At 69.4% G+C, this 21,706-nt stretch carries 19 protein-coding genes; 7 read left to right on the top strand and 12 right to left on the bottom strand.

The genetic code is table 11. The features are described 5' to 3' along the window. Positions 1-107: 107 nt before the first annotated feature. The 6 genes from ABD235_RS34885 to ABD235_RS34860 all read right to left on the bottom strand — a co-directional run bounded on the left by ABD235_RS34885 (position 108) and on the right by ABD235_RS34860 (position 7,654). Positions 108-938: a carbohydrate ABC transporter permease gene (locus ABD235_RS34885; protein WP_344182055.1), complete on the bottom strand. Its 831-nt coding sequence runs from the start codon at positions 936-938 to the stop codon at positions 108-110. Then, the gene (locus ABD235_RS34880) at positions 928-1,866 is read right to left on the bottom strand and encodes a carbohydrate ABC transporter permease (protein WP_344182053.1); all 939 of its coding nucleotides are present in this window, start codon (positions 1,864-1,866) and stop codon (positions 928-930) included. The genes ABD235_RS34885 and ABD235_RS34880 overlap by 11 nt, the downstream gene beginning before the upstream one ends. Continuing rightward, on the bottom strand, positions 1,863-3,113 hold the full coding sequence (locus ABD235_RS34875) for an ABC transporter substrate-binding protein (RefSeq protein WP_344182051.1): 1,251 nt from the start codon (positions 3,111-3,113) through the stop codon (positions 1,863-1,865). The genes ABD235_RS34880 and ABD235_RS34875 overlap by 4 nt, the downstream gene beginning before the upstream one ends. Before the next feature lie 10 nt (positions 3,114-3,123). Beyond that, entirely contained in the window at positions 3,124-4,719 is a 1,596-nt protein-coding gene (locus tag ABD235_RS34870; RefSeq protein ID WP_344182049.1) for an FAD-dependent oxidoreductase, read from the bottom strand. 3 nt (positions 4,720-4,722) lie between these two features. Further along, positions 4,723-5,736 (bottom strand): LacI family DNA-binding transcriptional regulator, encoded by a 1,014-nt coding sequence (locus ABD235_RS34865; RefSeq protein ID WP_344182047.1) that lies wholly within the window; start codon positions 5,734-5,736, stop codon positions 4,723-4,725. A 154-nt stretch (positions 5,737-5,890) separates the two neighbouring features. Next, a complete protein-coding gene (locus ABD235_RS34860; protein WP_344182045.1) occupies positions 5,891-7,654 on the bottom strand; it encodes a hypothetical protein in 1,764 nt (587 codons plus the stop codon). 171 nt (positions 7,655-7,825) lie between these two features. On the opposite strand from ABD235_RS34860, the gene ABD235_RS34855 reads away from it, so the two are divergent. Genes ABD235_RS34855 through ABD235_RS34840 form a run of 4 tightly spaced genes read left to right on the top strand, consistent with a single transcriptional unit; the run spans position 7,826 to position 12,270 of the window. Beyond that, entirely contained in the window at positions 7,826-8,740 is a 915-nt protein-coding gene (locus ABD235_RS34855; protein ID WP_344182043.1) for a carbohydrate ABC transporter permease, read from the top strand. Then, complete coding sequence (locus ABD235_RS34850) at positions 8,730-9,614, top strand: carbohydrate ABC transporter permease (RefSeq protein ID WP_344182041.1); 885 nt, start codon at positions 8,730-8,732, stop codon at positions 9,612-9,614. Before ABD235_RS34855 ends, ABD235_RS34850 begins: the two co-directional genes overlap by 11 nt. A 47-nt stretch (positions 9,615-9,661) precedes the next feature. Next, complete coding sequence (locus tag ABD235_RS34845; protein ID WP_344182039.1) at positions 9,662-10,996, top strand: ABC transporter substrate-binding protein; 1,335 nt, start codon at positions 9,662-9,664, stop codon at positions 10,994-10,996. Between the two features lie 23 nt (positions 10,997-11,019). Beyond that, positions 11,020-12,270, top strand: coding sequence for a Gfo/Idh/MocA family protein (locus ABD235_RS34840; protein ID WP_344182037.1), 1,251 nt, complete (start codon positions 11,020-11,022; stop codon positions 12,268-12,270). On the opposite strand, the gene ABD235_RS34835 is transcribed toward ABD235_RS34840, so the two are convergent. After that, the gene (locus ABD235_RS34835; protein WP_344182035.1) at positions 12,262-13,170 is read right to left on the bottom strand and encodes a phosphotransferase enzyme family protein; all 909 of its coding nucleotides are present in this window, start codon (positions 13,168-13,170) and stop codon (positions 12,262-12,264) included. The two genes, ABD235_RS34840 and ABD235_RS34835, sit on opposite strands and share 9 nt — an antisense overlap. 286 nt (positions 13,171-13,456) lie before the next feature. Between ABD235_RS34835 and ABD235_RS34830 the strand changes: the two genes are divergently transcribed. After that, positions 13,457-14,887, top strand: coding sequence for a hypothetical protein (locus tag ABD235_RS34830; protein ID WP_344182033.1), 1,431 nt, complete (start codon positions 13,457-13,459; stop codon positions 14,885-14,887). Between the two features lie 97 nt (positions 14,888-14,984). Here the strand turns inward: ABD235_RS34830 and ABD235_RS34825 are convergent, their stop codons facing one another. After that, positions 14,985-16,187 carry a cytochrome P450 gene (locus tag ABD235_RS34825; RefSeq protein ID WP_344182031.1) on the bottom strand — a complete coding sequence of 401 codons (1,203 nt, stop codon included), beginning with the start codon at positions 16,185-16,187 and terminating at the stop codon, positions 14,985-14,987. A gap of 74 nt (positions 16,188-16,261) precedes the next feature. After that, positions 16,262-17,155, bottom strand: a complete 894-nt coding sequence (locus ABD235_RS34820) for an NAD(P)-dependent oxidoreductase (protein ID WP_344182029.1) — start codon at positions 17,153-17,155, stop codon at positions 16,262-16,264. A gap of 53 nt (positions 17,156-17,208) precedes the next feature. Between ABD235_RS34820 and ABD235_RS34815 the strand changes: the two genes are divergently transcribed. After that, complete coding sequence (locus tag ABD235_RS34815; RefSeq protein ID WP_344182027.1) at positions 17,209-17,583, top strand: MerR family transcriptional regulator; 375 nt, start codon at positions 17,209-17,211, stop codon at positions 17,581-17,583. On the opposite strand, the gene ABD235_RS34810 is transcribed toward ABD235_RS34815, so the two are convergent. Then, complete coding sequence (locus tag ABD235_RS34810; protein WP_344182025.1) at positions 17,578-18,099, bottom strand: GrpB family protein; 522 nt, start codon at positions 18,097-18,099, stop codon at positions 17,578-17,580. The genes ABD235_RS34815 and ABD235_RS34810 overlap by 6 nt on opposite strands. Next, positions 18,096-18,800 (bottom strand): TetR/AcrR family transcriptional regulator, encoded by a 705-nt coding sequence (locus ABD235_RS34805; RefSeq protein ID WP_344182023.1) that lies wholly within the window; start codon positions 18,798-18,800, stop codon positions 18,096-18,098. Before ABD235_RS34805 ends, ABD235_RS34810 begins: the two co-directional genes overlap by 4 nt. Positions 18,801-18,906: 106 nt before the next feature. On the opposite strand from ABD235_RS34805, the gene ABD235_RS34800 reads away from it, so the two are divergent. Beyond that, complete coding sequence (locus tag ABD235_RS34800) at positions 18,907-20,082, top strand: FAD-dependent monooxygenase (RefSeq protein WP_344182021.1); 1,176 nt, start codon at positions 18,907-18,909, stop codon at positions 20,080-20,082. Between the two features lie 4 nt (positions 20,083-20,086). Here the strand turns inward: ABD235_RS34800 and ABD235_RS34795 are convergent, their stop codons facing one another. Then, positions 20,087-21,571 (bottom strand): alpha/beta hydrolase, encoded by a 1,485-nt coding sequence (locus ABD235_RS34795; protein WP_344182019.1) that lies wholly within the window; start codon positions 21,569-21,571, stop codon positions 20,087-20,089. Positions 21,572-21,706: the final 135 nt, after the last annotated feature.

Here is a 21,706-nt window from a genome sequence, read left to right as displayed (position 1 = left end):
GGACTCTGATCAGTATCACCCGCCGAGCCGCCGGAGCCAATCGTTCGTCCCGGTCGAGACGCCGTTGTGCGCGAAGCGTGAGGCAATCAGTACCGGCGGCGACCGGTTCAGCCCTTCAGCCCGGTCTGGGCCAGGCCCTCGACGAACTGCCGCTGGGCCAGTACGAAGATCACCAGCACCGGGAGCGCGCTCAGCGTCGCGGCCGCGAGCTGGACGTTCCACAGCGCGCCGCCGTACGCGTCGACGTACTGGGTGAGGGCCTGCGGGATGGTGAACCGTTCCTTGCTGGACAGGAACACGATCGGTTCGAGGAACAGGTTCCAGCTGTGCAGGAAGGTGAAGATCGAGACCGCGCCGATCGCCGGTTTCGCCAGCGGCAGCGACACCTGCCAGAACAGCCCGAACCGGCCCAGCCCGTCGACCCGCCCGGCCTCCTCCAGCTCGCGCGGCAGCGTGATGAAGAACTGCCGCATGATGAACGTCGCCAGCACGCTCGGCGCCCCGAGCATCGGGATCAGGATCAGCGGCCAGTGCGTGTTCACCAGGCCGAGCCCGTCGAACATCCGGTACAGCGGGATGATCGTCACCTCGTTCGGCACCAGCAGCCCGGCCAGGACGACGACGAACACGACGCCCGACCCGCGGAACGGGATCCGCGCGAACGCGTACCCGGCCAGCGACGACACCACCAGCGTCCCGAGTGTCACCAGGACGGCGATGTAGAGGCTGTTCAGGTACTGCTGCCCGAACGGCTGCAACGCGAACACCTGCCGGTACGCGTCGAACGTGACGTCGCGCGGCCACAGCCGCGGCGGGAACGCGAAGATCTCGTTCACCGGCTTCAGCGACGTCGTCGCCATCCACCAGGTGGGGAAGACGAACGGCACGCAGCAGACCAGCAGCACGCCGTACACGAGCAGCTTCAGCCTACGACTCATGGAACACCCACTTCCGCCGCATCCGCCACTGCAGGACAGTCAATGCGAGCACGATGACGAACAGCAGCAGCGAGATCGTCGCGCCGTAGCCGAAGTGATGGAACTGGAACGCCTGCTGGTACAGGTAGTAGACGAGCACCGTCGTCGACGTCCCCGGCCCGCCTTGCGTCAGGACGGCGATCTGCGCGAACACCTGCAGCGACCCGACGACGGTCAGGATCGAGGTGAGCAGGATCGTCGGACTGATCAGCGGCACGGTGACCCGGCGGAACCGGGTCCAGGCCGACGCGCCGTCGATCCGCGCGGCCTCGTACAGCTCGGCCGGAACGCCTTGCAGGGCAGCGAGAAACAGCACCATGTTCAACCCGACGCCCTTGAACAGCTGCACCACGATCACCGAGATCATCGCCGTGCCCTCGCCGCGCAACCAGTTGGGCCCGTCGATCCCGATCACGTCCAGGAAGCCGTTGATCCCGCCGTTGTCCTGCAGCAGGAAGCCCCAGACGATCGTCCAGGCGACCAGCGTCACCACGACCGGCGAGAAGAACAGCGTCCGGAACACCACGGTGCCGCGCAGCTTCTGGTTCAGCAGTACGGCGAGGAACAGCGCGAGACTCAGGTTGAGCACGACGAGCCCGACCGAGAACAACCCGGTCGCCCGCAGCGCCGGACCGAGTCGCGGGTCCGAGGCGAGCTGCTCGAAGTTCGCAGCCCCGACGAAGTCGAACGTGCCGGCCAGCACGTTCCACTCGTGCAGGCTGTACCAGACCACGAGCCCGAGCGGAACGAGGACAAAGGCGACGATCCCGACCAGCTGCGGCGCGACCATCAGCCACCCGGCCAGCTCGTCGCGCCGCCGCATCGTCCAGTACGGCGCCCGCTCCGGCGACGTGACCGAAGGAGCGGGCCGGGAGGCGAGCAGCGTCATTTGGCCAGCAGCGGGTTGATCTTGGCGCAGACACCCGACATCACGGCCTTCACGTCCGCGTCCGGCTTCCACAGCGGGTCGAGCGCGGCCCGTACGGTCTGCTGCAGCTCGGCGTACCCGGTGTGGCTGGTCTTGATGTCGCCGCGCTCGATGCCGTCGATCACGACGCTCTGCAGCTGCGCGGGCTCGAGCAGCGGGTTCGCCTTGGCCAGTACGGCGGTCGTCAGCTGCGACTTGCGCGGCGGCGGGAAGAACGCGGCGAGCTTGGCCGAGTTCTCCTGGTTGGTGAAGAAGGCCAGGAAGTCCTTCGCGGCGTCGACGTGCTTGCCACGCTTGAGGACGCCGATTCCGGCCTGCCCGACGACGGCGTACTCACCGGCGGGGCCCTTCGGCAGCGGCACCAGGTCCCACTTGAACTTCGCCTTCTCCAGCAGGGCCGCACGGCTGATCTGGGTCAGCACCATCGCGGCGTCACCGGCGAAGAAGTCCTTGGTCACGCCCGGCCCGGGCATCGCCTGGTCGGTGAACACCATCTTGTGGATCGCGGTCATCGCGTTCACCATCTCGGGCTGGTCGAACCCGCAGGTCTTGCCGTCCTCGCTCCACGGCCGCGCACCCCAGCCGGCCCAGATGGAGTTCAGCGTGTCCCAGCCCTTGTAGTCGAAGTCGCCGACCACGATGCCGCCCTTGCCTGCCTTCTGGACGGCGGCGCCGGTGGCGACCGCCTGGTCCCAGGTCCAGTGGCCAGCGGCAACCTGTTGCGCGGGCGCCGGTCGTCCGGCCGCCGTCACCAGGTCGGTGTTGACGAAGACGCCCAGCGGCGAGGTGGAGAACGGGTACGCGAACAGCTGACCGTCCTGCTCCCAGGTCTTGGTGGTGCTCGGCACCAGGTCGGGGTCCTTGTCGATCGGCGCGAGCGCGCCCGACGTGACGAAGTCCTGCGCCGTGCTCTCCAGGATCCAGGCCAGGTCCGGCACGTTGCCGCCGCCGATCTGGGTGGTCAGCGCGGTCGTGTAGTTCTCGTACGGGATCGACTCGAAGGTGATCTTGCCGACCTCCGGATGCGTCTTCTGGTACTCCGCGGCGATCTGCTCGAACAGCGCGGTGTGCTTGGCGTTCGCGCTCCAGATCGTCATCCGCAGGTCGGCCGGGCCGGACGCGCCGGCGTCGTCGGAGCCACCACCGCAGCCGGCCAGCGCCAGCATCGCCGCGACGACACCGGCCGCGGTCAACGAACGAACTCTCATCAGTCCTCCATCAGTAGCCGGAGATGGCCGGCCAGCTCAGTTCGACGCCCTGGGCGACCAGTCGTGCCTGGAAGTCGCTGAGCAGAGCAGGGGTGGCCCGGACCGCGTGGGGGCTGACCCCGCGGTCCAGGCAGAAGGCGGCGAGCAGCCCGGCGGCCTCGCCGATGTTCCACTCGACCGGGTGCAGCCGGTAGCAGCCGTTGGTGATGTGGGTGGTGCCGAGGTTCTTGCTCGCGGGCAGCAGGTTCTCGACCCGGCGTGGGATCAGCGCGCCGAGCGGGATCCGGAACGGGCTGCTCGCGACGTCGATGTAGTTGTCGCCGCCGGTCGACGGGTGCAGGTCGATCCGGTACATCCCGATCCCCACGCTGTCGCCGTACTCGACCGCGCCGGCCGCACCGCGTACGGCGACCGACAGGTCCTGCTCGACGACCGTGTATTCCGCCAGGATCCGGCGGGACTCCCGGATGTACGGCGCCTGCGCGAGCCCGTCGGCCGAGCCGAGCAGGTCGCCGCGCAGCCGGAGCCCCGGGAAGCCGGTGCCGCCGTCAGGGCGGGGAGCCTCGGTCTGCAGCCAGTACAGGACCGACTGGGACAGTTCCTTGGCGCCCTGCAGGTGCCGCTCGGCGTCGGGCACGTCGAACACGTTGCCCTCGAGGTAGTCGATCATCGGCCAGTTCACCAGGCAGATGTCGCTCGCGTACGCACCCGGCCGGAAGTGCCGGCGGGCGGCGATCCGGCGGAAGGTCCACAGGTTGGTGTCACCGCCGGTACGCCGCTGGTCGGCGACGACGGCGAGCGGGTCGTCGTCCGGGTTGGGGGTGAAGGTACGCCGGGAGGTCTGCAGCGTGCGCGGATCCGGCGCGTTCCACGACAGCATCCGGTCGCCCCAGAACGGCGGCTGGTAGTTGCGCCAGAACGCGTAGTTCGCAGGCTTGTCGCCGACCTGGTCGCCGTCCACGTGGTCGACGGCGAAGCAGTACGAAACCGCCTGCATGTTGAGCGGCTGCGCCGTCGCGGGCGCGCTCGGCTCCTGCGTGTCGGCCTGCGACTCGAAGCCGGTGACGTACTCCGTGCCCGTCAGCGGCAGCAGCTCGCCGGTCTCGGTCGCGTCCAGGATGTACGGCGCGGTCAGCGTCAGCTGGTCGCCGGTGTCGCGATGGGCGACCGTCACCGAGGTGACGTGGTCGCCGTCGGTGGTCGCGTCGACCGGCCGGTACGGCTGGAGGATCCGGAGCTGGCGGCTCGCCCGGTACGGCGCGAGCAGGGCCTCCATCACCGCGACGGCGACCCGCGGCTCGCTGCAGAGCTTCGAGACGTAGCCGGCGCCCGGGTTGAGCTCGGGCGCCGCGCGCGACGACTCGGTGAGCGGGTAGTGGCGGCGGTAGTAGTCGCGGATCCCGTCCCGCAATGACCGGTACGACGCCGTGACGCCGAACTGCTCGACCCAGGTGTGCTCGTCCGGCGGGACGGCCTGACTGGTGAGCTGGCCGCCGATCCAGTCGTACTCCTCGGTCATCACCACGTCGCGGCCGGCGCGCAGGGCGGACAACGCCGCCGCCACGCCGCCGAGACCGCCGCCGATGACGAGTACTTCGGTATGCATCGCTCAGAGCCCTTTCGGTGGCGCGAGAGTGCTGCCGTCGACGAGCTCGCAGGGCAGCAGTTGCTGGAGGTCGGGGGTGTCGCCGGAGAGGATCGCCTCGAGCAGGCCGACCGCTTGGCGGCCCATCTCCTTGCGCGGGATGTGGAAGCCGGAGTAGTCGACGTCGCTGGGCACCGGCCGGCTCGCGTCGCCGAGGGCGACGACGGACAGGTCGCCGGGCACGGTCAGCCCGCGTCCGCGCGCGGCCTCGGCCAAGGCATCGGCATCGGCGAGGTCCTCGACGAACACGGCGGTGACGTCCTTGGCGAGCAGCTCGTCCAGTACGTCGGTCAGCGGGCGGTCGGTCGGCGCGATGTGCAGTCCCCGCGCGGCGATCTGCCGGAAGCCGAGAAGACGATCGGCGGAGGATTCGGCGCCCTCGCCGGGCCCGACGAAGGCGACCTGCTGGTGCCCCAGCCCGCGAGCCCGCTCGGTCAGAGTGGCGGTCGCGGAGACGTAGTCGGCGCCGACGTACGGGACCAGAGCAGAGCTGTCCGGGTTGTCGCGACGGCCGACCGAGACGAACGGGTAGTTCTCGGTGACCAGGCGAGCCAGCTCCTCGGCCGGGATGTGACGACCCAGCAGCAGTGAGCCGTCGGCGAGGCGGAGGCGGTTGTTGGCGTGGAAGACGCGGCGGCGGCCGTCGGTGACGGGCGCGCTGGTGAAGAGCAGCAGGTCGAGGCCGCGCTCCTCGGCGCTCTCCTCGATACCGCTCAGGAACGGGTGGTAGAAGTCCGCGCTCGCACTCGGGAACACCGACTCGTAGGTGAACACCCCGAGGATCTGGTTGCGCTGCTGCTGCAGCCGGCGGGCCAGCGGGTCGGCGACGTACCCGGTCTCGCGGATCACCTTGAGCACCCGGTCGCGGGTCTCGGCCGGGATCCGCGCGGACGCGTCGGCGCGGTTGTTCAGCACCAGGGAGACCGTCGTCTGGCTCACCCGCGCCAGCCGCGCGATGTCCCGTTGCGTCAGTCGCACTGTCGATCTCCCTTGAGTAATACGTATTGCCCAGGAACGGTAGGGCGACCAGCCTAGACCGTCAAGAGGACAGATCCCAGGTAATACGAATTAGCAGATCAGCAGACGACAGCGCCCGAAGAACCTGAGGCTCTTCGGGCGCCGGCGGGCCGGGCTAGGAGGAGGTGCGCAGGCGGAGCGTGAGCCGGCCGGGGGAGCGGCCGGTGACGTAGACGCGCTGGCCGTCGGGGACGAGCGAGCCGTTGAGCTGGGTGTAGCGCTCGCCCGGGTCCATCGCGACGCGCGTCGCGCCGTTGCCGGGGCCGAACTCGATCCGGTCGGTGCCGACGGCGTACGCGCCGGTGCCCTCGACCAACTGGTAGTTGCCGGGGGCACCCAATGACTCGACCCCGGAGAGCGTCCCGCCGGCCCGGAAGCACAGCTCGATCGCGAACGGGACCTCCGAGCCGTCCAGCGCGAAGGTGAGGTCGAAGCCGTCGCCGCTCTCGGCGACCGTGACCGACGTCCGCAGTGTCCGGTACTGCTTCGGCCGGTGCGGGAAGTCCATCGCCGCGTAGAACCGGCCGTCGAGCGTGAGCGGGTACGCGCCGTCCTTGCGCCGGTACCGCTTGGGCAGCGGCAGGTGGTACGGCACCTTCACCTCGTCGCCCAGGCGGAACGTGCGCGACCCCGTACGCCGTAAGCCGTCGCTGCGGAAGTGTCCGGTGCTGAAGAACTGCGGCGAGAGTCGGACCGAGTCCAGGATCGCGGCGCCCTGGCGCAGCTTGAAGAACGTCGGGTTGGTGGACAGCCCGGACGCGATCACCGGGATGTCGTGGAAGTCGGTGCCACCGAAGATCGTCGCCGTACGGTCGCCGCGACGGACCCGGGCCAGCGCGTGCGCCGGGAACTCGGCCACGAAGTCGGTCGGTGCCGCCTTCGGATCTGGCAGTACGGCGGCCAGCTCGGGCCGTTCGAGCACCTCGGCCAGGAAGTCGCCGAGCTCACCGGTCCCGCGGCGCTCGATGTCCTTGGCAACGGTCGCGAACCGGCCGTCGCGGTCGTGCAGCGCGAGCTCGCGGAACTGGGTCAGGTACCACCAGACCTCGCGGACCCGATTCTGGTCCTGGCGCCGGGATGCGATCGTGTCGACCTCGCCGTTGGGCTCCAGCAGGTGCAGCGTCGCCTCGAGGTTGCGGCGGACGAACCCGAGCAGCTCGGGCTTGTGGCGCAACCAGGCGATCGTCAGCAGGCTCGGGTTGGTCACCTCCGAGGCGTACGTCGCGGACCGCTCGCTGTAGATCCCGTCCGGCGTCGCGTCGATGCCTTCGTCCAGCCAGTCGTCGATGCGGGCGGCGTACCGGCGGTCCGGGAACAGGTGGTGGGTGCGGGCCAGCGCGGCCGACACCTCCCAGCGGTGGTTGGGCGTGTGCACGCCACCGGTCGCCAGGGCCGGGCCGGCTTTGCGGATGACGCGGGCGAGCACCGCGCGGTGGGCTTCGGTGTCCGGGCTGCCGTCGGCCTCCAGCAAGGAGTAGACCGTGCAGAAGTCCTGGACGGCGAACGCGCTGTCCGGCGGCGAGTGCAGGTTGCCCACGTCGTACGTGCCGTCGTCGTGCTGGGTGCTCTCGAGTTTGTCGACCAGGAAACGCAGCGGTGTGAGCAGCGCGGCGTCGTGGTGGAACCGCGAACGGCTCCAGATGTAGCCCGACACCAGGCGGCGGGCTTTGCGGGCGACCGTGCGGACGCTGTCGCCGGTGCTCTCGTAGTTGCCGAGCACGAGCGGGATCTGTGCCTCGTTGAAGCGGGTGAGAAGCGTCAGCAGCTCCTCGTCGGCAGCCGCGGCCGGCGCGGCGTTCGCCGTACCGGTCAGTCCGGGGAGAACGGTCCCGGCAGACAGTCCGGCGAGCGATCCGGCCAGAAAAGTTCGACGCTGCATGAAGCCTCCACTGACTCGGAAAGCGATTGCCAAATGCCCAGTACTGTTCTTCGGTGGTGCTGCGCTGTCAAGACTTCGCAGGTGTCCGGAATCGGTCACTTGACTGTCCGGCGAGGTCTTGTCCGAACCGGTTCACTGCATTAGTTTAACCGCTCCGGGTAAACGCTTTCCATGAATCGTCCAATACTCTCTGGAGGAAAGAAAGTGAGTGGGCAGAAAAAAGACAACGTGGCTGCCTACCTCTTCCTGTCCCCGTGGCTGGTCGGCCTGTTCGTCATCACCGTCGGACCGATGATCGCGTCGCTCTACCTCGCGTTCACCGACTACAACCTGATCCAGGCCCCGGAGTGGATCGGCCTGGAGAACTTCACCCGGATGCTGTCCGACCAGCGGCTGCACAACTCGCTGCAGGTCACCTTCACCTACGTCTTCGTCTCGGTGCCGCTCCAGCTCGCGGTCGCCCTGCTGCTGGCCGTCGTGCTCGATCGCGGCGTACGCGGGATGGCCTTCTACCGTTCGGTGTTCTACCTGCCGTCGCTGCTCGGCTCGAGCGTCGCGATCGCGATCCTGTGGAAGCAGGTGTTCGGCACCGACGGCCTGCTCAACCAGGTGATCGCCCCGCTCGGCTTCGACGGCAAGGGCTGGATCTCCGACCCCAGTACGGCGCTCGGCACGCTCGTCGTCCTGAACGTGTGGACCTTCGGCGCCCCGATGGTGATCTTCCTGGCCGGCCTGCGGCAGATCCCTTCGATGTACTACGAGGCCGCCTCCGTCGACGGCGCCGGCCCGCTGCGACGGTTCGCGAGCATCACGCTGCCGCTGCTGACGCCGATCATCTTCTTCAACCTGGTGCTGCAGATCATCCACGCGTTCCAGTCGTTCACGCAGGCCTTCGTGGTCTCCGGCGGCACCGGCGGCCCGTCGGACTCGACGATGTTCTACACGCTCTACCTCTACGACCGTGGCTTCGGCAATTTCGACATGGGCTACGCCTCGGCGATGGCGTGGTTCCTGCTCGTGATCATCGGGGTCTTCACCGCGGCGAACTTCGTCGCCTCGAAGTACTGGGTGTTCTATGACGACTGAGACCCTGCCCCGGTCGGTCCCGGCCAGCTCCGGTACGACGCTCGCCTGGCGGCGGGTCCGGCCCGCGCTGACCCACGTCGCGCTCGCCGCGACCGCCCTGGTGATGCTCTACCCGGTGATCTGGATGGTGGTCAGCTCACTGCGGCCGGGCAACGAGATCTTCCGCGACCCCGGCATCCTGGTCCGCGACCTGCGGATCGAGAACTACCGGGTCGGCTGGAACGCGTTGACCGAACCGTTCACCCGCTACCTGCTGAACTCGGCGGCCGTCGTGCTCGGCTCGATCGTCGGCAACCTGGTGTCCTGCTCGATGGCCGCCTACGCGTTCGCCCGGCTGAACTTCACCGGCAAGCGGTTCTGGTTCGCGATCATGCTGGTCACGATCATGCTGCCGATCCACGTGGTGATCGTGCCGCAGTACATCCTGTTCAGCCAGGCCGGCTGGATCAACACGTTCCTGCCGCTGGTGGTGCCGAAGCTGCTGGCCACCGACGCGTTCTTCGTGTTCCTGATGGTCCAGTTCATCCGCGGCATCCCGCGCGAGCTGGACGAGGCGGCGCGGATCGACGGCTGCGGCAAGGGCGGCATCTTCCTGCGGGTGATCCTGCCGCTGATGGTGCCGGCCCTGGCGACCACCACGATCTTCACCTTCATCTGGACCTGGAACGACTTCTTCAGCCAGCTGATCTACCTGACCGACCCGAAGATGTACACCGTCCCGGTCGCGCTGCGGGCCTTCGTCGACGCCACCGCGAGCACCTCGTGGGGCTCGCTGTTCGCGATGTCGGTGGTCTCGCTGGTCCCGGTCTTCCTCGCCTTCCTGCTCGGCCAGCGGTTCCTGATCAAGGGCATCGCGACCACCGGCATCAAGTAGTCCCCCGTAGTTCTGCTCTGCAGTACCGCTCATCAGAAAGGTTCACCATGAGGCCGCTACCCCGACTGACCGCACCGCCGCGCCGGCGTGTGCGGGCCCTGGCCGCCGTCGCGATGGCCGCCGCCCTGCTGGCCACCAGCGCCTGCGGAGGTGACTCCGGCGGTGGCGGTGGCGACTCCGCCGGTGGAGAGGTCACCCTCCGGTTCAACTGGTGGGGGTCCGACACCCGGCACAAGATCACCCAGCAGGTGATCGACTCCTTCCAGAAGGAGAACCCGAACATCAAGATCAAGGGCGAGTTCGGCGAGTGGGCCGGCTACTGGGACAAGCTCGCCACCACCGTCGCCGCCAACGACGCGCCCGACGTGATCCAGATGGACGAGAAGTACCTGCGCGAGTACGCCGACCGCGGCGCGCTGCTCGACCTGAAGAAGGCCGACGGGCTGGACACCGGCAAGTTCGAGCCGGACACGCTCGGCGCGGGCGAGTTCGACGGCGGCCTGTACGGGCTGAACGCCGGCATCAACGCGTTCACGATCGTCGCGAACCCGGCCGTGTTCAAGGCCGCCGGGGTGGCGATCCCGGACGACACCACGTGGACCTGGGACGACTACGCGAAGACCTCGGCCGAGATCAGCCGGAAGCTGAACGGCAAGGGCTGGGGCACCGCGGCGTACGGGGCCAACGACGCCAGCCTGAACATGTGGCTCCGGCAGCGCGGGGAGTCGTTGTTCACCGAGGACGGCAAGCTCGGGGTGAGCAAGGACAAGCTGGCCGAGTTCTACACCGACCTGCTCGCGCTGCAGGCCTCGAAGGCGACGCCGTCGCCCGAGTTCACCTCGCAGGACATGACCGCTCCGCTGGACCAGAACGGGATGGCGACCGGGAAGCTGGCGATGGCCTACTCCTGGAGCAACCAGCTCAACGCGCTGAGCAAGGCGTCGGGTCAGCAGCTCAAGCTGCTGCGGCTGCCGAGCGTGACCGGCAAGGCGAGCGACAACGGTGCCTACTACAAGGGCTCGATGTTCTGGTCGATCTCGTCGCGGTCGAAGCACCCGAAGGAGGCCGCCAAGTTCGTCAACTACCTGGCCAACAGCACCGCCGCCGGGAACTTGCTGCTGGCCGAGCGCGGCGTGCCGCCGAACACGGAGATCCGCGCCGCGGTCGCCTCGAAGCTGCAGCCCGCCGACGCCGCCTCCGCAGCCTTCATCCAAGGCATCGCCAAGGAGCTCGGCAAGCCGTCCCCGCCCCCGCCGGTCGGCGGTGGACAGGTCGAGAAGATCATCCAGCGCTACACCACCGAGGTCCTCTTCGGCCGCCTCGCCCCCGCGGACGCGGCCCAGAAGTTCCTCGACGAGATGAACAACGAGATCGCCAAGTAAACGGTGCAGGAGGCAACTGATTCATGGTGAAGCCGAGGGTCGCCGTGGTGGGCGTGCACGGGCACGGCACGTCGCACGTCCGCCACTGCACCGACCTGCACACCACAGGCCGGATCCACTTCGCCGCCGTCGCCGACCCCCAGCTCGCCCCGCCGGCGAAGCCAGGCGATGCCGCCCGGCTCAGCCCGCCGGCGGAGCCAGGCGTCGGGGGCGCCGGGCCCTCCCCCTCCCCGCCCGCCCCCGGCGCAGCCGGGGGCGGGCGGGTCACCCGGGTGGAGGACCTGCCCGAGGGCACACAGGTCTTCGCCGATCTGGCGAGCTTGCTCGCCGGTGCCGAGGTCGATGTGGTGGTGATCAGCACGCCCATTCACACCCATGTCCCCTTGGCTGAGCTCGCTCTGCGTGCCGGCGCGGATGTCTTGCTGGAGAAGCCTCCGGCGGCTTCGCTTGGGGAGTTCGGTCGGCTGTTGCAGGTGGTGGCGGAGACCGGGCGGGCCTGCCAGGTCGGGTTTCAGGTGCACGGATCCAAGGCCGCGAGGACGATGAAGGAGTGGGTGGCGGACGGGCGGCTCGGTGAGGTGCGGGGGATCGGGGCCGTGGGCACCTGGATCCGGACCCAGGAGTACTGGCAGCGCGCGCGGTGGGCCGGGCGGCGCGAGCTGGACGGCGTCGCCGTGGTGGACGGTGCGGTGACCAACGCGTTCGCGCACGCGTCGGCGACCGCGCTGCTGGTCGACGGATCAGGCGCGGCCGAGCAGGTCACCAGTGTGGAGACCGAGCTCTACCGCGCGAACCCGATCGAGTCCGACGACACATCGAGCGTCCGCATCCGCACCACCCGCGGGACGACGATCGTTGCCGCGCTCACCCTGGCCGCGGAGCCGCCGGGTGCCGACCCGCGGATCATCGTGCACGGATCGCGCGGCCGCGCCGTACTGACCTATCCGTCGGACCGCCTCGACCTGACCGTCGACGGCGTCACCACCGGTACGACGTACGAACGCGACGACCTCCTGCTCAACCTGATCGAGCACCGCGAAGACCCCGGCGTCGAGCTGCTCGCACCGCTCGAACAACTCGGCGGCTTCACCAAGGTCCTCGAAGCCGTCCGCCTCTCGACGCCCCCGCATCTGATCGACCCGGCGTACGTCACCTGGCAAGGCGAAGGCCAAGAACGCCACCCGGTCGTCGCCGAGGTGAGCAAGTGGGCCGAGCAGGCCGCCGAGAACCTCGCGCTGTTCAGCGAGCTCAACGCTCCCTGGGCCTCACAGTAGGCGCCCGGCGGCCAGGCGAAGCTCCGCCAGTTCGCCGGCCGCCCAGCCCTCGCCCCGCGACTCGGTGCCGTACCACTGCGGCTTGCGGACCAGGTGGAAGTGCAGGTTCGCGATCCGCCCGGCGACGCCCAGCCAGTCGATCGCCGCGAGATCGTCCGTCGAGATCTCACGATGCCGCTGGTACCCGTCGCGGAAGGCCTGCCAGTACGGCGTCGAGGCGACCCCGCAGAAGTCCGCCGCCAGGAACCCCTCGCCGGCCAGGTCGAAGTCGTGCAGGTTGAGCCCGTCCGGCGCGACGAGCACGTTGTCCATCGACACGTCCCCGTGCCGGACCCCACGACTCGCGCCCTCGGCAACCTTCCCCGGTACGGCGGCCGCCAGTGCCCGGACGACCTCCGCGTCGGCCGGCGAGACGAGCGGCACGATCTCCCCGACCAGCCGGTCGAGATCGTCAGGGTGCTCGGCGGCCCGGCGTCCCGGCATGTACGTCGAGGCCGAGAGGTGGAACCGCGCGATCAGCTCGCCGAACTCCCGGTAGAGCTCGTCGCCGAACGGCGGCTGCGGCTTGCGACCGTCGACGAAGGCGGTCAGCACGAACGGCCGATCGCCCTCCGGCAGAGCAAGTGCGCCGCACGTCGCGCCGTCGGCCAGCGGCTGGATCGGCGGGGTCGCCACCTTGCCGAGCAGGTGACCGGAAAGTCCTGCCTCCCAACGGATCTCGGCCACCGGGCGACCGGCGTACAGCTTGAGGACGTAGGCGCCTGTCGGGGTGGTCAGCCGGTAGACGTCGTTGACCAGCGATCGCACCAGCGAGCACCCGGTGAAGGGCAGTGCGTAGACCTCCGCGAGGTGGTCGCGCAGGCCGTCGGGGTGGGGCAACGATCTCAGGGTGCGGACCATGTGATGTCCTTTGCGTGACGTCGCGGGGGTGGCAGGCGTTGGAGAGTACTGAAGCAGACGATTCCGTACTCGGGCGCTCCGCAGGAAGCGGGTTTTCCTGCGGGACAGATGAGGTCCACGGGGTAGGACGGAATCGTTGTACGGATTCACCTCCCCTGAACGCCCCGGGAACCGGTAGCCTCGTGCAGCCGCTGCAGTACTTGCCTGGGGAGGCCCAGACGGTCGCGGTACGACGACCACCACCGACGAACTGCCGGAGAGCCCAAACCGGTCAGGAGATCACGTCTTGCAGGAGAACACCACCAGCGCCAGTTCCGGCGAACTCTCGAACGTACCCCTCACAGGTGCGGACAAGGTCGCCTACGCCTTCTACGCCACCGCGGCCACCGCCGCACTCGTCGGCCAGGTCTGGGCCGGCGTCACCCACATCCCCTGGCCCGACGAGGGCTTCTCGACGTTCCTGAAGATCGCCCTCGTCACCCCCGCCGTCGCCGTCATCGAGCTCGGCGGCGTGGCGACCGCGGCGCTCGCCGACCTGCGCCGGCGCAAGGGCGAGCAGGCCTACGCCTACCGCGCGATGTCGCTGTTCGCGGCGATCGTCGCCCTCGTCTTCAACGTCGTCGGCCACTGGCGGCCGGAGGAGCGGTTCCTGGCCTTCGGCTTCGGCGGCCTGTCCGCGTTCGCCTACGTGCTCTGGCTGATCCACAGCTCGGCCCGGCGGCGCGACGCGCTGCGGGTGTCGGGCCAGATGGCCAACACCGGACCCGTGTACGGCGTCGTGCAGTGGATGCGCGAGCCGCGGCTGACCTGGCAGGCCCGGTCGCTCGCGATCGAGCACGGCTACGGGATGTTCGAGAGTCTGCGGGCGGCCCGCGAGCACGTCCGCAACGCGGCCCGGCGGAACGCGATCGCCGGCACGGTCGCGGAGTACATCCGGTCGGAGCACCAGGACGAGCGGCTGGCCAAGATCGCCGAGACGACCTACGACGCGGACCGGCTGGCCGGGATGCTCGAGGAGCGGATCAACTACGAGGTCGTCACCAACAAGCTGACCCGCGCCATCTCGCCGCCGCCGGAGGAGCCGCCGGCCGAGGAGCGCAACGACCTGCGCGCCGCGGTCTGGGTCGTCGAAGGGCAGACGCTGAAGCCGCAGCAGCTACGCGCCGACGGTGGCGTCAACATCCGCGACGAGGACGCCTGGGGCGAGGCGATGACCGGCGAGCTGATGGCCATCGTCGACCCGCCGGTCAACGCCGAGGGGGTCGCCGAGGCCGAGGTGGTCGAGGACGAGGCCGAGCACGTGGTCAACGGATCGCGCAAGCCGGTCAAGGCGTCGCCGGTGGTGCAGAAGCCGCAGGAGCCGTCGCCGTTCGCGCCGGCCGACCAGGTCGCGCGCCCCGGCGTACCGGAGCCGGTCGTCGAGTCCGTGCTGCCGCCGGTGCTGCCGGAGCCGGTCGTCGTCGAGCCGGTCGCCGCCCAGCCGGCCAAGCCCGCGAAGGCGAAGCCGGCCGCGAAGGTCGTCGCGGCCGAGAGCGAGGCCGAGCCGACGGATCTGGAGAAGCGCCGGATGCGCGCGTGGAACATGCTGTCGGACTGGCCGGAAGGTCACGAGCGCAGCGCGAAGAAGCTGGCCGAGGCGATCGGCTGCAGCGAGCCGATGGCGAGCCGCTTCATCGAGCAGTACGAGACCGAGCACGACCTGGTCTCGCAGAACTGAACCTCTCACCCGACCCCCGCTCCGGCTGCCCGGAGCGGGGGTCGGGTGTTTGTGGGGGGAGCGCCGCCCCGAGGCCTGCGGGCAAGCCCGCGGCCGCTCAGTTTCCGAGGTTGACGGGGAGTTCGGCGAGGCCGCTCACCAGAACTCGTCGCCACTCCAGTTCTTCGGCAGGCTTGGCCAACGACAGCTTCGGGAAGCGGCGGAGCAGGGCCAGCAAAGATTCCTGCAGTTCGATGCGGGCCAACTGCGCGCCGAGGCAGAAGTGCGGGCCGAAGCCGAACGAGAGTTGCTTGTTCTCCTTGCGGTCCAGCTGCAGCTCGTCGGGATTGGTGAACGCGCGCGGATCCCGGTTCGCCGAGTTGAGCGCGGCCATCACGCCCTCACCGGCCTTGATCCGTACGCCGTGCAGCTCGACGTCCTCGACCGCGACGCGCAGCTGACCGACCTCCGAGAAGCGGTTGAAGCGCAGAAGCTCCTCCACCGCAGACGGGACCAGCGCGTGGTCGTCGACGAGCCGCGCCCAGTTCTCCGGCCAGCGCAGCAACGTCGCCACGCAGCTGGAGATCTGGTTCGCCGACGTCTCGTGCCCGGCGACCAGCAGGTTCACCCCGAACGCCATCAGCTCTTCCTGACTCAGCCGATCGCCTTCCTCCCGCGCCCGGACCAACTCGTCGAGCAGGTCCTCGGCCGGTTGCTCGGCGTTCGCGAGCTTGCGGTCGACCAGCTCCTCGATGTACGCCGTCAGCGCCGTCATCGCGTTCTCGACCAGGTCCTTCTCGGCCATCTTCATGCTGTAGCCGAGCTCGGTCCACTCCCGGAACTGCTCGCGGTCGTCGTACGGAACGCCGAGCAGCTGGCAGATCACCTGGATCGGCAACGGCAGTGCGACCAGCTGCCGGATGTCCGCCCCGTCCCCGGCCTTCGCGACGTCGTCCGCGAGCTGCGCCGACAGTTCGGCGACCCACGGCCGGGTCCGCTCGATCCGCCGGTGCGCGAACGTGGTCGAGACGAGCTTGCGCAGCCGGGTGTGCTCGGGCGGATCGGTCGTGGTCAGACTGTTCGGCATCGGCTTGGCCAGCGCGACCCGCGGCGCGCCCTGCTTGACCACCGCGGCCCGCGAGAACCGCGGATCGGCCAGCACCAGCTTCACGTCGTCGTACCGGGTGACCAGCCAGACTTCAGCGCCGGCCAGCGTCCGCACCCGCGCCACCGGCCGGTTCTCGCGCAGCTCCGCGAAGGTCGGCGAGGGATCGAACCGGAACGCGTCGTCGAACGGGATGTTCAGCACGGTCTCCGTCATGGCTCGACCCTATGTACTTAGGTGACCCTTCGCTCGGCGTCTCAGCGGGTCGCGTGGGCGGCCGCGGCGGGCGTTCAGCGGGTCGCGTGGGTGCGCAACGTGTCGGCGAGGCGGCTGTAGTCGTCACCTCCGTGGCCGTCCTCGATCGCCTGCCGAGCGAGTGCGTGCGCGGCCTTGAGGACAGCGGCGTCCAGGCCGTTGCGCTCGGAGGCATGGATGATGTGCTCGAGACTGGCCGCCGCCGAGGTGACGTTGGAGAAGGTGCCGGGGTGGTTGCCGCTGTCCACGTTCGCCGCGAGCGCGTCCAGGCTCGGCGACAGGAGGTCGCTGATACCGCGGGCGAAGCCGGCCAGGTCCGCGGCCGCGATGTTCTCCGCCTTGGCCAGCGCGAACGCGTGCATGATGCCGGTCATCGCGGTCCAGAAGATGCCGAGCAGCGCGACGTCGTGCGCCGCCGCCCGGCCGGGGTCCTCGCCGAGGTGGGTCGCGGTTCCGCCGAGCGCGGCGAGCGTCGGCGAGTGGTCGTCGTACAGGGATCGTGGGCCGCTGTAGAGGAAGACCGCGTCGGGTCCGCCGATGGTGACGGTCGGGGTCATGATCGCGCCGTCGAGATAGTCGATGCCGTGCGCGGCCGCCCACTCCGCCGTACGGCGGGCGCGCTCGGGAGTGTCGGCGGTGAGGTTGACGACGGTGCGGCCCGTCAGCTCGTCGGCGGCGGAGTCGAGGATCGCGTCGGTGGCGTCGTAGTCGATCACGCAGACCACCACCAAGGGGCTCGCGGCAACGGCTTCGGCCGCGCTCGCGGCGACCACGGCACCGGTCAGGCCGGCGGCCTTGCCCGGCGTACGGTTCCAGACGGTGGTGGGGTGGCCGGCGGCGAGGAACGCGGCGGCGAGCGCCTGGCCCATCGGGCCCAAGCCCAGGACGGTGACGGGTGTGCGGGAATTGCCTGGGGAATTGTCGGTCATGTCCGGCACGCTAGACATTCACATCAGTGTGAGAGTCAACCTCGGGAGACCAGATGCGCATCGGTGAACTGTCCCGCCGGACCGGCGTCAGCGGCCGCCTCTTGCGGTACTACGAGGAGCAGGGCCTGCTCGCCCCCGACCGCACGTCGACGGGCTACCGCGTGTACGAGGAGGCCGACGTCCAGCGCGTCCGCCACATCCGCATCCTGCTCGGCGCCGGCCTCGGCACCACCACGATCGCCGAGCTCCTCCCGTGCATGACCGAGTCCAACGGCGACCTGGTCGCGATCTGCCCCGAGCTCGTCCCTCAGTTCGAGAAGGAACGCGACCGCATCACCGCGACCATCACCTCGCTAGAAACGGCCCGCACCGCCCTGACCGCGATCATCGCGACCCCGCTCCCGGAGGGCGTCTACCAGGCGTCATGACTCCCAGACCGGCACCGACGGGAGACCGCGACGGGCCCGGGCGTCGTCGGTGAGTTCCTGGATGAGGGTGGTCTTGGCCTTGGTGTAGTCGAAGCCGGTGAGGCCTTCGGCGGCGAGGGTGTGCTTGAGCTCGGCGTAGCGGCGTACGGCGTCGGGGGTGTCGCGGAGGTAGTCGCGGAGCAGGCGCTGGTTGAGGTGGTCCCACGCGGTGGCGGGGAAGACGTGCAGGTTGTGCGTGAGCACGCCGCCGACGACCCGGGTGTAGGTACGGCGGTTGGGCGGGCCGTCGGGGTTGTGCTCGAAGCCGAGCGCGGCGAGGGGCTTGTCGTCGATGGCGTCCAAGGTGACCGCGCGGGCGGCGATGTCGATGACGGGCTTGGCGACCAGCCCGGGGACCGCGGTGCTGCCGATGTGCTCGACGGCATCGACCGAGTCGCCGAAGGCTGCGGTCAGGTGGGCGGCCATGTCGGCGTACTGGGTGGGCCAGGCGGGGTCGTAGTCGGCGAGGACGGTCATGCCGGTGAGGCTAGCCCGCGGCGGTCGATGAGTACGGCGAGGCCGTCGAGGATTCGGTCGATGCCGAACTGGAGGGCGTTGCCGGGGTGGCCGTTGGCGGATTCTTCGGCGAAGGCGGCGGTGGCGGCGGGGTAGAGGTGTCCGACGGCGCTCATCGTTTCGGCGAGCTGGGTGGCATAGACGTCGTCGGACGTGTTCGGCGGGGCGAGCTGTTCGACCAGGCTGCGGACGTGGCCGTTGAGCAGGACGATCGTGTCGAGGCGCTCCGACCCGGTGAGGCCGGTGCCGTCGAGCGCGGTGAGCGCGGTCTCCATCCAGCCCAGCTCGTTGGGGCCGACCGGGCGCTGGCCGGTGGTGAGGTCGATCGTCCACGGATGGGCGCTGTAGCGGGCGAAGATCGTGTTCGCCCAGATCTGCAGCCCGGCACGCCAGCCGGGAGTCGGAGGGGGCGGCGTACCGATCGCCGCGTCGAGCATCAGCGCGGTCAGCTCGGCCTTGCCGGGGACGTACCGGTAGAGCGACATCTTGGTGAAGCCGAGGCGCTCGGCCAGGCGCTGCATCGAGAGGTTGGCCAGCCCTTCCGCGTCGGCCAGTGCGATCGCCTCGCCGACGATCCGGTCGAGGGACAGCGCCGGCTTCGGTCCTCGCCGGGCGCGCTGCTGCGTGCCCCAGAGCAGCTCGAGCGCAGTCGGTGCCGGCATCGCGGGCCTCCTCGGAATCGGTGTTGACGTCGAACTGTGTCTACCATACTCTAATTCGTGTCCACCGGAAACAGATTTCACCAGACACAGTTCTAGGGAGGCCGTCATGGCCCAATCCGTCCTGATCTCCGGCGCGAGCATCGCCGGACCCGCTCTCGCGTACTGGCTGCACCGGTACGGGTTCGACGTCACCGTCGTCGAGCGTGCGCCCGAGCTGCGCCGCGGCGGCCAGGCCGTCGACTTCAAGGGCCGCACCCACCTCACCGTGCTCGAGCGGATGGGCGTGCTCGACGAGGTCCGCCGGCGCCGCACCGGCACCACGGACACCGTCTTCGTCGATGCCGACGGCAAGCAGCTGGCGATCGCGTCCGGCGAGTTCACCGGCGGCGACGTGGAGATCCTGCGCGGCGACCTCTCGGAGATCCTGTACGAGCGGACCGCCGACGAGTGCGAGTACCTCTTCGGCGACTCGATCAGCACGCTCGTCGACACCGAGCACGGCGTCGAGGTCACCTTCGAGCACGGTCCGGACCGGACCTTCGACCTCGTGATCGGTGCTGACGGCATCCACTCCCGCGTCCGCAAGCTGGCCTTCGGTCCGGAGCAGGACTTCGTGAAGTACCTCGGCCACTACTACTGCGTCGCCGGGGCGAGTCCTTGGAGCGGCAACGGGTCGCAGGAGCGACAGGTTGCCTACGGCCACAACGTGCCCGGCCGGCTCGCGGTCACCGGCGGCTCGAAGGCCCAGCAGCTCTACATGTTCGCGTCGCCCGAGCTCGACTACAGCCGCGACGACACCGACGCCCAGCGCGCCGTCCTGCGCGGGAGGTACGCCGACGTCGGGTGGCAGGTCCCGCGGATGCTCGACGAGCTGAACGGCTTCGAGGACTTCTACCTCGACTCGCTCAGCCAGGTCCGGCTGAACGGCAGGTACAGCAAGGGCCGGGTCGCGCTGGTCGGCGACGCGGCGTACGGGAACACCCTGGGCGGGTTCGGGACCGGGCTCGCGGTCGTCGGCGCCTACGTTCTCGCCGGTGAGCTGGCTGTTGCGCAGGGCAACCACGTGGCGGCCTTCGCGCAGTACGACGAGATCATGAAGCGCTACGCCAAGATCGCCGGCAACAGCAACGCCGGCCGCTTCCTCGCACCGAGGACAGCGACCGGCATCAAGCTGCGCAACTGGTTCCTGGGGTCACGGATGTTCCAGCTGATGACCAAGTACGCCGACAAGGCCGCCAACGACATCGAGCTCCGCGACTACCCGGTCAAGGTCAACGCCTGAGCGATCACCGCGGCTCGGCGTCGGCCGTGCAGTGGTAGTCCCTGGCCGGGCGTTCGCCCGTGGTCAGGAAGGTCGTCACCGCGTGGTTCGCGCAGCGGTTCTTGCCGCCGGGGAAGACACCGTGCCCGCCCTGGTCGGCGGTGACCATCGCGGCCCTGTCGCCCAAGGCCTTGCGCAGCTGACGAGCACCGGCCAGCGGGGTGGCCGGGTCGCGCAGGTTCTGGACCAGCAGCACGTTGGACGGGCCGTGGTCGGTGATGCGCACCGGCGGCTCGGTCGGCTCGGGCCAGTAGGCGCACGGGGTGATGTTGGCTCCGGCAGCGCCGAACAGCGGGTACTTGATCCGGTCGGCGGCGACCGCGCGCTGGTAGGTGCTGACGGACTTCGGCCAGTAGGCGTCGTTGCAGATCATGTAGTAGCGGCCGGAGATCAGGTTCTCGGGATTTGCGACGTCTCCGGGGATCGGGGGCAGCGGCTGGTTCGCGTCCAGGGCTCGCCAGATGGTCGCCAGGAGCGGAAGCTGCGTCGGCCCGTACAGCAGTCCGAAGTTGAGCAGCCGGAAGGCGCCGCTGTCGAAGGGGCCGTCCGGTGTCTGGACCGGCTTCTTCTCCAGCCGCTTGGCCAGCTCGAAGTACTTCGCCTTGACCTGCGCGGGCGTCCGGCCGAGACCGTACTCGCGGTGGTTGGCCGCGGCGAACTTCGCGAAGTCGGGGAAGCGGTCCTCGACGCCTTGCGACCAGAGCCGGTCGCTCGGGTAGTCCCAGCCGCCCGGGCCGAGGTTGCTGTCGAGCACGATCCGGTCGCTGCGCCCGGGGAACAAGGTGGTGTAGACCGCGCCGAGGTGGGTGCCCCAGGACGCACCGGCGTACGAGATCTTCGGCTCGCCGAGCGCGGCGCGGATCAAGTCCATGTCGCGGGCGGTGTTGGCGGGGTTGACGTGCGGCAGCATCCACGCGGTCTTCGAGGTCGCGCACTGCTTCGCGATCTGCTTCACCTCGGCGGCCCGCTTGGTCACGTCGGCGGCGTTCTTCGCGTACGGCGGAATGTTGCCGGAGGCCAGCTGCTCAGCGGTGAGGTCACAGGTCACCGGCGTGCTCTTGCCGATGCCGCGCGGGTCGAACCCGATCACGTCGTACGCGTCGCGCACGCTCTGCGGAAGCCCCATCGCGACGAGGAACGCGGGATAGTTCTGCCCGGGCGCGGGGCCGCCGGGATTGGTCAGCAGGACACCGCGGCGCTGGTCCGGCTTCTTGCTCGCCAGTCGCGAGACCGCGATGTCGATCGTCCTGCCGTTCGGCGCGCGATAGTCGAGCGGGACCTTCAGCGTCCCGCACTGCATCCCCTCCGGAATCGGCACCGGTGAGATGTCGGCCGGACACTTCTCCCACGTGATCCCGGCGGCTGCCGCGGGTTCGGCCAGCGACACCCCCGGCACCAGAGTGGCGGCCACCAAGGCGGCACCAACGGTCAACGGAACTGCGGATCGCATCGAGATTCCCTCCGGACGATGTGTGGACGCGACCAACTCTTCGCGAACCACACCGTCCCGCACGTCCCCCGAGCGGCCCTTCCCTTGTCCACCGAAAGTTGCGACCCCGGGGCGCCCGGCCCCGGGGTCGACGGA

Origin of the sequence: Kribbella lupini, from assembly GCF_039529595.1 — a bacterium.
GTDB lineage: Bacteria > Actinomycetota > Actinomycetes > Propionibacteriales > Kribbellaceae > Kribbella > Kribbella lupini.
The sequence above is the reverse complement of the archived record's forward strand: the minus strand, read 5'-3'. Positions and strand labels throughout refer to the sequence as shown.

Coding starts and splice junctions, on each gene's coding strand:
- ABD235_RS34885 (WP_344182055.1), bottom strand. CDS start 938: ATGAGTCGTAGGCTGAAGCTGCTCGTGTACGGCGTGCTGCTGGTCTGC.
- ABD235_RS34880 (WP_344182053.1), bottom strand. CDS start 1,866: ATGACGCTGCTCGCCTCCCGGCCCGCTCCTTCGGTCACGTCGCCGGAG.
- ABD235_RS34875 (WP_344182051.1), bottom strand. CDS start 3,113: ATGAGAGTTCGTTCGTTGACCGCGGCCGGTGTCGTCGCGGCGATGCTG.
- ABD235_RS34870 (WP_344182049.1), bottom strand. CDS start 4,719: ATGCATACCGAAGTACTCGTCATCGGCGGCGGTCTCGGCGGCGTGGCG.
- ABD235_RS34860 (WP_344182045.1), bottom strand. CDS start 7,654: ATGCAGCGTCGAACTTTTCTGGCCGGATCGCTCGCCGGACTGTCTGCC.
- ABD235_RS34855 (WP_344182043.1), top strand. CDS start 7,826: ATGAATCGTCCAATACTCTCTGGAGGAAAGAAAGTGAGTGGGCAGAAA.
- ABD235_RS34850 (WP_344182041.1), top strand. CDS start 8,730: ATGACGACTGAGACCCTGCCCCGGTCGGTCCCGGCCAGCTCCGGTACG.
- ABD235_RS34845 (WP_344182039.1), top strand. CDS start 9,662: ATGAGGCCGCTACCCCGACTGACCGCACCGCCGCGCCGGCGTGTGCGG.
- ABD235_RS34840 (WP_344182037.1), top strand. CDS start 11,020: ATGGTGAAGCCGAGGGTCGCCGTGGTGGGCGTGCACGGGCACGGCACG.
- ABD235_RS34835 (WP_344182035.1), bottom strand. CDS start 13,170: ATGGTCCGCACCCTGAGATCGTTGCCCCACCCCGACGGCCTGCGCGAC.
- ABD235_RS34825 (WP_344182031.1), bottom strand. CDS start 16,187: ATGACGGAGACCGTGCTGAACATCCCGTTCGACGACGCGTTCCGGTTC.
- ABD235_RS34820 (WP_344182029.1), bottom strand. CDS start 17,155: ATGACCGACAATTCCCCAGGCAATTCCCGCACACCCGTCACCGTCCTG.
- ABD235_RS34815 (WP_344182027.1), top strand. CDS start 17,209: ATGCGCATCGGTGAACTGTCCCGCCGGACCGGCGTCAGCGGCCGCCTC.
- ABD235_RS34810 (WP_344182025.1), bottom strand. CDS start 18,099: ATGACCGTCCTCGCCGACTACGACCCCGCCTGGCCCACCCAGTACGCC.
- ABD235_RS34805 (WP_344182023.1), bottom strand. CDS start 18,800: ATGCCGGCACCGACTGCGCTCGAGCTGCTCTGGGGCACGCAGCAGCGC.
- ABD235_RS34800 (WP_344182021.1), top strand. CDS start 18,907: ATGGCCCAATCCGTCCTGATCTCCGGCGCGAGCATCGCCGGACCCGCT.
- ABD235_RS34795 (WP_344182019.1), bottom strand. CDS start 21,571: ATGCGATCCGCAGTTCCGTTGACCGTTGGTGCCGCCTTGGTGGCCGCC.